Below are 12,383 nucleotides of genomic sequence, written 5' to 3' on the forward strand. Positions count from 1 at the left end.
TATTCACTCACTTTCAATTAAGACTAACTTACGTGCGGAAGCATACCCGATCAATATTGCTTCCACCATCCCCTCCTAAAGGAGGATCATGAACGTTTCAACAATAGTACTATTCCGACACCTGCCAAAATCCAACTACTGGTAGGCAAATCGCATAGCCATTCCATTACATCTGGATTAGCAACAGCTATAGCACCCGCAATGAGTATCAACCCTAGATTTCGTCTTCTAGAAGCTTTGCTTTCTAAGGTTTCTTTTGCTTGTTGATAAGCTCTAATATCGCGCTGACGTGCGCTATCTAAATTCCGGATCTGGTTTAGAGAATCAAAAATTAGTTGCGGCATATGCGGCATTTTCTCTAGCCAATCAGGTGCTTGCTGTTTAATCGAACGATAAACACCTTTTGGCCCCATCCGCTCTTTCATCCAATTCTCTAAAAACGGCTTACCTGTTTCCCACAAATCTAGATCTGGATACAGCTGTCGACCTAAGCCTTCGATATTTAGAAGCGTTTTCTGTAGAAGTACTAGTTGTGGCTGCACTTCCATATTGAAACGACGCGCAGTTTGGAACAAACCTAAAAGCACCTGTCCGAAAGAGATATCTTTTAACGGCTTTTCAAAGATCGGCTCACACACACTACGAATAGCCGTTTCAAATGCATCAACATTTGTGTCTGCAGGCACCCAGCCTGAATCAACGTGTAATTGCGCTACCATTCGGTAGTCACGTTTGAAGAAAGCAAGAAAGTTGCGGGCTAGATAGCTTTGATCTTCCGGGGTAAGCGAGCCAATAATCCCAAAATCTACCGCGATATATTGTGGTGAACTTGGGTTATTGCGAGAGACAAAGATATTACCTGGGTGCATATCCGCATGAAAAAAACTGTCTCGGAATACCTGAGTAAAGAAGATCTCTACGCCGCGTTCTGCCAGCGCTTTCATATCGGTATTCTGTTCATTCAACTGATCAACTTCAGCAACCGGAATACCGTGAATGCGTTCCATTACGAGTACATTAGAACGCGTGTAATCCCAGTAAATTTCCGGGATATAAAGAATATCGCTGTTTTCAAAGTTACGTCTTAACTGCGAGCCATTAGCCGCCTCTTTCCGAAGATCCAACTCGTCGAAGATTGTCTGCTCATACTCAGAAACCACCTCTACTGGGCGCAGGCGGCGTCCCTCTTCCCAAACCACATGAACAAGGCGCGCCAAGCTGAAGAGAAGGTCCACATCCTTACGGATAGTCTTACCAATGCCCGGTCGAATAACTTTAACGACCACTTCGCTGCCATCAAGCATGGTCGCTTTGTGAACCTGAGCAACCGAAGCAGACGCCATAGGCTCTACCTCAAACTCAGCAAATAGCTCTAAAACTGGCTTTTCCAGTGCTTTTTCAATCAATCCTTGTGCTTGCGGTCCAGAGAACGGCGGCACACGATCTTGCAGTTTTTTCAGTTCTTCTGCCAGATCATCCGGCAATAGATCTCGGCGGGTGGATAACATCTGACCGAATTTAACAAAAACTGGACCCAATGCTTCTAACGCTAAACGAACACGTACCGCTTGCGGTTGCTTTGCTGGAATAAATAAACGCCAAGGCAATAACCAAAACAGGCATCGAACATACCAAGGAAGGGCTAAACCCAAAAATAGAGTATCCAATCGATACCGAGCAAAAACCTGAACAATCTTCAGAATTCGCGATAGACGTTTCACAGCAGGGAAACCTTGTTGCTAAAAATTAATAGATAAGTAGTGACGTTACTTAGTTCTGACTAAGTTACGGCCATCTTCTTTGGCTTGATACAATGCTTCATCAGCACGGGTAAAGACATCATCAAGAGAATCACCCTCTTTGATTTCTGTTACGCCGAACGACATTGTAATCCCCACGGGCTTGCCATGGAAATTAAATGGGCTGCTGGCTAAAGATTCTCGCAATTTTTCCATTGCCTGCGAGGCCTCTTCTGCGCCAGTAGAAGGAAGGATAATAATAAACTCTTCACCACCGTAACGACCAACAAAGTCAGTTACGCGGATATTCTTAGTGATAACTTTTGCTACCAAACGTAGTACTTTATCACCGGCTAAATGCCCGTAGGTATCGTTGATTTTCTTAAAGAAATCCAAGTCGCCGACAACTACAGAGAATAATGTACGGTAACGCGACCAACGCTCATATTCCTGATCAATGTGTTCATCATAGGCAGCGCGGTTTGGTAAGCCTGTAAGAGGGTCTGTGCGTGCACGTAAGCGCTCCTCTTCCATATGCGCTTTGACCTTACGTGTTTCCTGCTCCATCAATTCAACTTTATCGATCAGGTCTTCATAACGACCTTGCAATCGCTGTTCGCGCTCTTCTTCTTTCTTTTTGAAGCTATCCATAGCACGAACTAGACCTGAAAGTTGCAGTGAAACCGCCTTTTTCAGGTCTGTAATATCATTGGTATTCTTGACCGTGTGGTGCAGCTTTTTAACGTCACGTCGAACTTGGATATCAAGATCACGTTGGTTCTGACCTATCTCTTGCTGCTCCTGGCGGCTATCAACCACAAAAGTTTGAACCTCAGTTAAGCGCGTGCTGAGTTCCAACAGGTAGTTCTCGAAATCTTCACTGGTATTGCTGGTTGATTTGATAACCAGCTGCACAACTTGATGAACGATCTCCGGCAGATGCGGTAACTCAAAGCCATCTTCGATGCGTTTCACCAACTTACGCGCATTGGGGTTTTCCTCTTTAGGCACGTACAAGCCGCTAATCAGCTCTAAAAGCTCAGCGCCAATACGTTTTAAGAGTAATTTAACTTCATCGCCCAGCGCATCTGTTGAAGCAGTCGTGTCTAGAGAGAAGTCGCTGTCACTGATCTCTGCACTCTCTTCTGTTCCCGTTTCGATATGGCTTTGTAGCTCAATCAGATCAGCTAGAACAGCAGGTAGTTCGTAACCTTTCGCTTCAACTTCATTACTGCGACGCTCTAGGGAATCCAGCAGGTTTTGTGAACCGCTATTTTGCACTTGAGTGCGTAGCATGCGAATCCACTTAAGAAGGGCAGCAACTGTTTGCTTGGCAGTTTTTCCGCGAAGGTCTTCACGATGTTGAACTTGTTTTTCAATACGGCGACTGATTTTTTGTAAAAAGCCGAGATGCTCTGTGCACTGCTCATGAAGTAGTGGTTTCAATGCTGCGAGTTCAGCATCAAATTGTGGATTATCACCTTCTAAACCGATAGACATATAACCGGCTAACTGGCGTAACTGCTGTTCAGTATCAACACTTTTTCGCTCAAACCGCTCAAATTCTAGAGTCAGCTCTCGGTATTTTTTCTTCCAGTCTACCTGTTCTTCTGCCACACCAGTTCCTCGGAGTACACAACATCAACATCAGTCAGACTTCATGTTAGTCGAACTCTGTTCTTCGCACTAGGTCTGATATCAATCAGATATAAAAAAACGCCCTCTAGAGGGCGTTTTTCTTTGCATATTTTATTTACTTCGCAGCGGAGCGCTCTTTCTCAACAAGGAAATCAACGACTTCAAGCATCTTCTTATGGCCACCCGCCATACCTGCTGTGACATGATATTTACCATTCACAACCATCGCAGGCACACCTTTGATACCGTAGTTTTCTAGCTGCTTACGGCCTTGGCGGATCTTAGTTTCTACCGCAAAGGAGTTGAATAAGCTTTGGAATTTACCTGTATCAACGCCTAGGTTACCGTAATAATCAGCAAAATCGTCTTTATCTATAAAACGACGACGTTCTACATGAATCGCGTGAAAAGTCGCTTCGTGAGTTTTATCCAGCGTTTTCATAAATTCAGACGCATAAAACGCACGCGCCATTTGTTCCCAACGAGGATTCCACGCAACTGGGGTACGAACAAATTTCACGTCTTCACTTTTGTTCTTTTCCCAATGCTTAATCAATGGCTCAAAGTTATTACAATGAGGGCATGGGTATCCGAACATTTCGATAACTTCAATTTTGCTCTTTTCCTGCATAGTGCTTGCTACAGGAACTTTGGCGTAGTGAACACCTTCTTTAAACTCTTCAGCCTGTGCCATAAACGGCAAAAGCAACGCCACTAACATCAACCCAAACTTTTTCATTATTCTTTGCTCCGAAAACAATAGGACCGGGTGGTAGACAATAAAATAAAACCTAAGTTCCTACCACGTACAAAAAAGGCAGCCTAAGCTGCCTTTATTGAATCCAAGCTGAACTTACTTGCCCAGACCTTGAATGTAGCTAGAAACCGCTTTGATTTCGTCATCGCTAAGCTTCGCCGCAATATCCTGCATCATCTGCTGTGGATCGTTGTTACGTGCGCCTTTAGCAAAATCTTTTAGCTGCTTTTCAGTGTATGCAGCGTGCTGGCCGCCGATACCTGGGAAGCCTGCTTGGCTGTTACCTTCACCTGTTGGTGCGTGACAAGCTGTACAAGCAGCAACACCTTTATCTGCGATACCTGCTCGGTAGATTTTCTGACCCTGTTCAACAAGATCTTTAGCAGCGTGGCCTACAGTACCAGTCTGCTTAGCAAAGTAAGCAGAGATATCAGCAATGTCCTGGTCGCTGTAAGAGTTTAGAAGACCAGTCATTTCTACAACTGTACGCTTACCAGATTTGATATCTTGAAGCTGTTTGATCAGATATTTTTCGTTCTGACCTGCTAGCTTAGGGAAGTTTGCGATTGCACTGTTACCGTCAGCACCGTGACAAGCAGCACACATTGCAGTCATTCCTTTACCTTTAGCAGCATCACCCGCTGCGTGAGCTACACCAGTGATACCAACGGTCACCAGCAAGCTAATCAGTAGTTTATTCATCGATGAACCCAGACTCTTGCTATTAAAATTAGACGGCCATAGGCGTAATGATGAGTCATTAAGCGTTGACCGATGTTATCCTCACTTCCCTGCAGACTAGAGCTTAGGCCTGTTCGCAGGTAAAATTGGCGCAATTATAAACCAATATCCACACAAACTGGAACGGCAATCTCTGTTCCTTTAGTAGCGATTTCTTAAAAAGCGACTTAAAAATATGTCTTCAGATCAAAAAACCGTTCACTACAACACCGCAAAATTTAATAAGAGTGCGGCAAAATTACACCAGTGTCCGGCGGATATAGGCGCAGAAGTCGCTTTCGCAGGCCGCTCAAATGCAGGTAAATCCAGTGCGATCAATACGCTGACCAATAACAACAAATTGGCACGTACATCGAAAACGCCAGGCCGTACCCAATTGATTAACTTCTTCGATCTAAATATCGAAGACGTGCGTATTGTCGATTTGCCAGGTTATGGCTACGCCAAAGTACCTGTCGCAATGAAACAGCATTGGCAGCAGCACTTGGAAGAGTACCTACAAAAGCGCCAATGCTTACAAGGCGTTGTGCTGGTAATGGATATTCGTCATCCAATGAAAGAGTTCGATCAGATGATGGTTGATTGGTGCCTCAGTACTGAGATGCCGCTACATGTACTGTTAACCAAATCCGACAAGCTGAAAAAAGGCCCAGCTCAGTCGACTATGTTGAAGATTCGTAAGGAACTAACTGCCGTTCTAGGCGATCTGGTGACTGTACAAACCTTCTCTGCACTGAAGAAACAAAATGTCGATCAGCTGCGACAGCGTTTGGATCTATGGCTACTGCCGGAAGATGATTTCGAAGAGGAATTTGAAGGCGAATAACAAAAGAAAGCCCTGGGAAACTTAGGAAGGGGAACTGTCAATTTCTCAGGGCTTTAACGCATGCTTGTTGTAAAGAGCCACAGCCATGGCACGATGTATGTGTAAGTGACTCTTAAAGCTGTTGACTCTCTATATTTTGAAAAGTTCCCTTTTGTTCAAAAAACATTCAAAAATATTTTCTGAACTTAGTGAGCCTGTTCCCAGTTCTCACCGACACCGGCTTCAACTAGCAGCGGCACATCCAGATCAGCCGCACCCGCCATCTGTTCTTTCACCTCAGCAACAAAGGCGTCTACCTGATCTTCACGTACTTCAAAGACCAATTCATCGTGTACCTGCATGATCATACGGACATCAAAATCGGACTCGGCTAACCAAGCATCTACCGCCACCATCGCGCGCTTAATAATATCTGCAGCTGTACCCTGCATTGGCGCATTGATCGCAGTACGTTCAGCAGCCTGACGGCGCATCGCGTTTTTCGCTTTAATCTCTGGCAGGTACAAACGGCGACCGAACAGAGTTTCAACGTAACCCTGCTCCTGTGCTTTTGTACGAATATCATCCATATAGTGCTGCACGCCAGGATAGGTCTCGAAATAGTGTTCGATATACTGCGCTGCATCTTTACGGGCGATACCTAACTGCTTCGCTAGACCAAACGCAGACATACCATAAATCAAACCGAAGTTGATCGCTTTAGCACTGCGACGCTGATCATCCGATACCTGATCGAGTTCAACTTTGAAAACTTCTGCCGCTGTCGCACGGTGGATATCGGCACCTTTAGAGAAAGCATCCAGTAAACCCTGATCCTGAGAAAGGTGCGCCATAATACGCAGTTCGATCTGCGAGTAATCGGCAGCTACAACCTTGTAGCCTTCTGGGGCGATGAAGGCGTGACGAATACGACGGCCTTCCTGGGTACGTACCGGAATGTTCTGCAGGTTCGGATCTGTCGAAGATAGACGGCCCGTCGCTGTCACCGCTTGATGGTAAGAGGTATGAATGCGCCCAGTACTTGGACTGATCATTAGCGGAAGCTTATCGGTGTAAGTAGATTTAAGCTTGCTCAAGCTACGGTGTTCAAGAATCAACTTAGGCAGAGGATATTCTAGTGCCAACTCTTGAAGCACTTCCTCGGCAGTCGATGGTGCACCTTTTGGTGTCTTCTTAATCACCGGGATACTAAGCTCTTCAAATAGAATCTGCTGCAGCTGCTTTGGTGACGCCAGATTAAACTCTTTCCCAGCAATATCGTAAGCTTCGCGCTCTAGTTCCACCATACGTGCAGCCAGTTCGATACTTTGTTCACCGAGCATTGATGCATCAACCAAAGCACCGTTACGCTCGATACGTGACAGTACTGGAATCAACGGTTTTTCGATCTCATTGAAAACTTTGCTTAGCGTTTCATCTTGGCTTAGCTGACTATCGATCGCTTGATGTAGACGCAGGGTGATATCAGCATCTTCCGCAGCATAAGGCGCTGCTTGTTCTAGTTCGATCTGGTTGAAGGTCAGCTGTTTTTTACCTTTACCGGCGATCTCTTCGAACTTAACCGTTTTCACACCTAAATAACGATCAGCCAAGCTGTCCATATCGTGACGCGTTGCCGTGGAGTTCAGCACGTAGGACTCCAGCATAGTATCGAACGCCACACCTTTTAGATCGATATCGTAACGAGCCAACACGTTCATATCGTATTTAATATGCTGACCGATCTTTTTGTGATCTTCACTTTCTAACAGTGGTTTCAGCTTAGTCAAAAGAACATCACGGCTGATTTGCTCTGGCGCGCCCATGTAATCATGCGCAACAGGCACATAAGCAGCTTTGCCCGGCTCTACCGCAAAGGAAACACCCACCAGCTCAGCTTCCATATAGTTGAGACTGGTCGTTTCTGTATCGAAGGCAAAAAGTTCGGCTGTGGATAACTTTTCAATCCAGCCATCTAGATCGGATTCTGTAAGCACTGTTGTGTATTCAACATCTTTAGGTGCTTCTGGAGTAGATGGCTCCGATGGATCAGCAGCGATTGCAGCACCGCTCTCACCAGATTCCAGCTCACGCACCCAAGTCTTGAATTCAAATTCTTTGTATAACTCAATTAACTGATCTTTATTTGGCTCTGGCTTAACGATCTCTTCGACTTTTTCATGCAGCTCAACGTCGGTTTTAATCGTTGCCAGTAGGTAAGATAGATCCGCTTCTTCGCGGTTATCTTCTAGTTTCTTCGCCATAGTTTTCGAACCACGGAAACCAAGATCAGCAATTTTATCTAGGTTTTCGTATAGATCTTTAATACCGCCGATACCTTGCAGCAAAGCCAAAGCCGTTTTTTCACCCACGCCCGGAACGCCTGGGATGTTATCGACCTTATCGCCCATCAATGCCAAGTAATCGATGATCAGCTCTGGCGGAATACCAAACTTCTCTTTTACACCTTCAATATCCATGATGGTGTCAGTCATAGTGTTGATCAGCGTTACGTGTTGATCCACCAGCTGCGCCATATCCTTATCGCCTGTGGAGATCAGGGTATCGATCCCTTGAGCGCTGGCTTCACGCGCCATCGTACCGATGACATCATCCGCTTCTACACCCGGTTCTACGATAAGCGGCATACCCAAAGCTTTGACGATGTTGTGGATCGGCTCTACCTGACTACGTAAATCATCCGGCATCGGTGGACGCTGGGCTTTATAATCGCTGTAGATCTCATCACGGAATGTTTTACCTTTAGCATCAAAGATCACCGCAATAGGGCTTTCTGGATACTGTTTGATCAAGCTTTTCAGCATTGAAGTAACAACTCGGATCGCTCCTGTTGGGATTCCCGCAGAATTTCGCAGGTCAGCCTGTTGTGAAGCAAAAAAAGCACGGTATAAATAAGAGGAACCGTCGACTAAAATTAAAGGAGAGGAGTTGGCTTGCTGCTGTTCGCTCATCAGGAAATCCGGGTTGGTTATTCTTCAAAAACCCGATCATAGTCGATATGCTCATTTGCCAAAAGAAATCTTGCCATGAAAGAGGAAAGAATAATGAAAAAGCTACTATTAGCAGCACTACTTGCAGTGACACCTGTAGCTTATGCCGAAGTCCCACCGCTGGTTGATGAGAACGAACCACAGATCACAATCTTCCACGAAGAAGATAAAACCTATTACGAGTACCGCGTAAATGGTCAGCTTCAGGAAATTAAGGTCGTGCCTAAAAACGGTAAAGAATACTATCTGGTTCCAGCGCCAGGTGAAGGCTCATTTATTCGCCATGAAGAATCACAAATGCTGATCCCTAAATGGGTACTGTTCCGTTGGTAAATCCGCTGGAACAAACGAATTCAAATTTACGAAGTGAGTAAAGCGCTTGGCTGTATATACGCAACTTAATGACACTGACCTAACTGCATTCCTTAAAGATTATGATCTGGGAGAGTTAGTCAGTTACAAAGGTATTGATGGTGGTATCGAAAATACCAACTACTTTGTCACCCTGAAAAATGAAGGGATTGAGACGGAGTATGTACTCACTTTGTTTGAAGAGCTTAGCTACGAAGAGCTTCCCTACTTTGTCGAGCTATGCCAATGGCTATCACAGCGAGATATCGCTGTACCTTTTGCTATTCAGGATCGAAACGGAATCGGCCTAAAACAACTGAAAAAGAAACCTGCTGCGCTACAACCAAGGTTCTTTGGTGAGCATGTGGGTCAGCAAGAACTCACACCTGAGCACTGTGCTGCCATAGGCAAAGTGTTAGGCGAGTTCCACGTTGCAACAGAAGACTTCTATCTTGAGCGCCAAGCACACCGAGGTGTGTTTTGGTGGCGTAGAGAAAGCGAACTCATTCGTAGTAAGTTATCTGAAAATGATCAGACTCTGCTACAGGAAGAAGTAGCGCGTTTTGATCAACTTCGAGAACAGCCGGGCGATATCAAAGCAGGCACAATTCATGGTGATCTATTCCACGATAATGTGCTGTTCCAAGGAACTGAAGTCAGCGCGGTTTTAGATCTTTATAACGCCGCAACCGCTTATCTGCTGTTTGATCTGGCGATCGTGGCTAATGATTGGTGTTGCCGTCCTGATGGCTCGATTGATAGCAAACGAGAGCAGGCACTGCTTAAAGCCTACGCAAAAGCGCGACCTTTCACTCAGGATGAATACAAAGCTTGGCCTGTGCTGACTTGCAGTGCCGCGATGCGCTTCTGGCTATCACGTTTAATCCCATGGTTGGATGAAAACAGCGAGCAGAAGCTGAAAGATCCAGAAGAGCTAAAACAGATCCTGATCTATCGGCGTAACAATCCTAGTCAGCTACCTTAATCGCTGATTTCCGATACGAAGACCCCCAGACATAGGGTCTTCGTAAATCAACACTGCCCTCTTTTGCTAACACCCGCTATAATCAGCCACTGATTATTTATACAGTGAACAGAAAGCCGCTATGGACGTAACTCACATTATCGATTCTCTGAACGATGCCCAACGCAATGCTGTAACCGCTCCGGTACAAAACTTACTGGTTTTAGCCGGCGCTGGCTCTGGTAAAACCCGCGTATTGGTACACCGAATTGCTTGGTTGATTCAGACAGAGGGAATGTCGCCCTACTCTATTATGGCGGTTACGTTCACCAATAAAGCGGCGAAAGAGATGCGTGGCCGTATTGAGGAGCTGTTAGGTATCAACCCTCAAGGCATGTGGGTCGGTACCTTCCACGGTTTAGCCCACCGTATACTGCGTGCTCACTGGCAGGATGCTGGCTTACCTGAAAACTTCCAGATTATGGACAGCGATGATCAGCTGCGTCTGATTAAACGTTTAGCCAAAGAGATGAATCTGGATGATAAGCGTTGGCCGGCTCGCCAATTCCAGTGGTACATCAACGATAAGAAAGATAATGGCCTACGCGCTAAACATATCGAACCACGCCATGATCTAAATGATCGGCAGATGCTCGCGGTTTACGAAGCTTACGAGCAAGCCTGCGAACGTGGCGGCATGATCGACTTTGGCGAGCTTTTGCTACGTTCCCTAGAGCTGTTCCGCGATAAGAACCCAGCACTACTAGAGCACTACCAAGAGCGCTTCCGCTACATTCTGGTGGACGAGTTCCAAGATACCAACACTATTCAATATGGTTGGCTGCAGCTGCTATGCGGTGGTCAGAAAAAACTAATGGCGGTGGGCGATGATGACCAGTCTATCTACGGCTGGCGTGGCGCTAAGATCGAGAATATTCAAAATCTTCCAGTGCACTTTCCCGGTACAGAGACGATCAAGCTAGAGCAGAATTACCGCTCCACCGAGACCATTCTTCGCGCAGCCAACGAGGTTATTCGCAATAACCAAGGCCGCTTAGGTAAAGAGTTACATACAGATTCCGGCGAAGGTGAGCCGATCTCACTATATGCAGCCTTTAACGAACAAGATGAAGCGCGTTTTATCGTCGATCAAATCGGTAAATGGGTACAAGAGGGCAACCTCCGTAAAGAGTGTGCGATTCTGTACCGCTCCAACGCCCAGTCCCGAGTACTCGAGGAAGCCTTGATTCGTAGTGGCGTACCCTACCGTATATACGGTGGCCAACGTTTCTATGAACGCCTTGAGATCAAAAATGCGCTGTCCTATATGCGCCTGCTAAGCAACCGCGACGATGACACCTCGATGGAGCGTGTAATCAATGTACCAACACGCGGTATAGGCACACGTACCATCGAAATTATCCGTGAGCATGCTCGTAGCCAAGCGATCTCTATGTGGCGCGCATCCAACGAAATTGTGGAACTGAAAAAGCTACCAGCGCGTGCATCTAATGCCCTGCAAGCTTTCTTGGATCTGATCAATCAGATGGCACAAGATACCGAAGACACTCTGCTACACGAACAGACTGAGCACGTTATACAACACTCAGGCCTGATCGAGCACCACAAAAAAGAGAAAGGCGAAAAAGCTCAATCCCGTATAGAAAACTTGGAAGAACTGGTCACTGCAGCGAAGCAGTTTAACAGCCAATGGGATGAGTTTCTGGATGAGGAATTTAACTCCCCACTTGCGGCATTCTTAGACCAGGCAGCGCTGGATGCCGGTGATGCGCAAGCAGATGATTACCAAGACAGTGTGCAGCTAATGACCCTTCACTCTGCAAAAGGTCTGGAATTCCCTCAGGTGTTCCTAGCCGGTGTAGAAGAAGGCTTGTTTCCGCATAAGATGTCTGTGGAAGAGCCGGGCCGTTTAGAGGAAGAACGTCGCCTCTGCTATGTAGGTATCACCCGTGCGATGCAGAAGCTGTTTATCACTTACGCTGAATCCCGTCGTCTGCATGGACAAGATAACTACAACCGACCATCGCGCTTTATTGGTGAAATTCCAAACGACTTGATGGAAGAGGTTCGCCTTAACGCTAGCGTTAGCCGCCCCATGACCAGCCGCCATAACGATAACCAAGGCAGTAGCTTATTTGGTAGTAGCTCTCTTAGCAGCAGCGATGTACCAGAAACCAACCTTGCCCTGGGTCAACGTGTTATGCACAGCAAATTTGGTGATGGCACTGTACTTAACTTTGAAGGTTCGGGGCCTAAGGCCAGAGTACAGGTTAATTTCGATTACGAAGGTAGTAAGTGGCTGGTGGTTGGCTTTGCCAATCTAACGCCGTTATAAGCACCAATGATTTCCAAGCCT

The 12,383-nt window shown here is 46.1% G+C and carries 9 protein-coding genes; 4 read left to right on the forward strand and 5 right to left on the reverse strand.

From position 1 onward, the window contains the following. Window positions 1-86 precede the first annotated feature (86 nt). From ubiB to ACMXYU_RS16635, 4 genes are all read right to left on the reverse strand, one after another. Entirely contained in the window at window positions 87-1,721 is a 1,635-nt protein-coding gene (ubiB, locus tag ACMXYU_RS16620; protein WP_415899532.1) for a ubiquinone biosynthesis regulatory protein kinase UbiB, read from the reverse strand. A 45-nt stretch (window positions 1,722-1,766) separates the two neighbouring features. After that, window positions 1,767-3,356, reverse strand: coding sequence for a GGDEF domain-containing protein (locus ACMXYU_RS16625; RefSeq protein WP_415899533.1), 1,590 nt, complete (start codon window positions 3,354-3,356; stop codon window positions 1,767-1,769). Window positions 3,357-3,492: 136 nt separating this feature from the next. Beyond that, window positions 3,493-4,116, reverse strand: coding sequence for a thiol:disulfide interchange protein DsbA/DsbL (locus ACMXYU_RS16630; RefSeq protein WP_415899534.1), 624 nt, complete (start codon window positions 4,114-4,116; stop codon window positions 3,493-3,495). A 114-nt stretch (window positions 4,117-4,230) separates the two neighbouring features. Further along, window positions 4,231-4,836 carry a c-type cytochrome gene (locus tag ACMXYU_RS16635; RefSeq protein ID WP_415882867.1) on the reverse strand — a complete coding sequence of 202 codons (606 nt, stop codon included), beginning with the start codon at window positions 4,834-4,836 and terminating at the stop codon, window positions 4,231-4,233. Between the two features lie 214 nt (window positions 4,837-5,050). Between ACMXYU_RS16635 and yihA the strand changes: the two genes are divergently transcribed. Further along, window positions 5,051-5,701 (forward strand): ribosome biogenesis GTP-binding protein YihA/YsxC, encoded by a 651-nt coding sequence (gene yihA / locus ACMXYU_RS16640; RefSeq protein WP_415899535.1) that lies wholly within the window; start codon window positions 5,051-5,053, stop codon window positions 5,699-5,701. A gap of 185 nt (window positions 5,702-5,886) precedes the next feature. Here yihA and polA read toward each other — a convergent pair whose 3' ends face one another. Then, complete coding sequence (gene polA, locus ACMXYU_RS16645; RefSeq protein ID WP_415899537.1) at window positions 5,887-8,652, reverse strand: DNA polymerase I; 2,766 nt, start codon at window positions 8,650-8,652, stop codon at window positions 5,887-5,889. 93 nt (window positions 8,653-8,745) lie between these two features. Between polA and ACMXYU_RS16650 the strand changes: the two genes are divergently transcribed. The 3 genes from ACMXYU_RS16650 (at window position 8,746) to uvrD (ending at window position 12,362) form a co-directional block, all read left to right on the forward strand. Further along, on the forward strand, window positions 8,746-9,024 hold the full coding sequence (locus ACMXYU_RS16650; RefSeq protein ID WP_415899538.1) for a DUF2782 domain-containing protein: 279 nt from the start codon (window positions 8,746-8,748) through the stop codon (window positions 9,022-9,024). 46 nt (window positions 9,025-9,070) lie between these two features. Then, the gene (locus ACMXYU_RS16655; RefSeq protein WP_415899539.1) at window positions 9,071-10,027 is read left to right on the forward strand and encodes a homoserine kinase; all 957 of its coding nucleotides are present in this window, start codon (window positions 9,071-9,073) and stop codon (window positions 10,025-10,027) included. 121 nt (window positions 10,028-10,148) lie between these two features. Next, on the forward strand, window positions 10,149-12,362 hold the full coding sequence (gene uvrD, locus ACMXYU_RS16660; RefSeq protein ID WP_415899540.1) for a DNA helicase II: 2,214 nt from the start codon (window positions 10,149-10,151) through the stop codon (window positions 12,360-12,362). The last annotated feature ends 21 nt before the right edge of the window (window positions 12,363-12,383 follow it).

It is taken from the genome of Neptuniibacter sp. QD48_11 (genome assembly GCF_047778095.1).
In the GTDB taxonomy this organism is placed as follows: domain Bacteria; phylum Pseudomonadota; class Gammaproteobacteria; order Pseudomonadales; family Balneatricaceae; genus Neptuniibacter.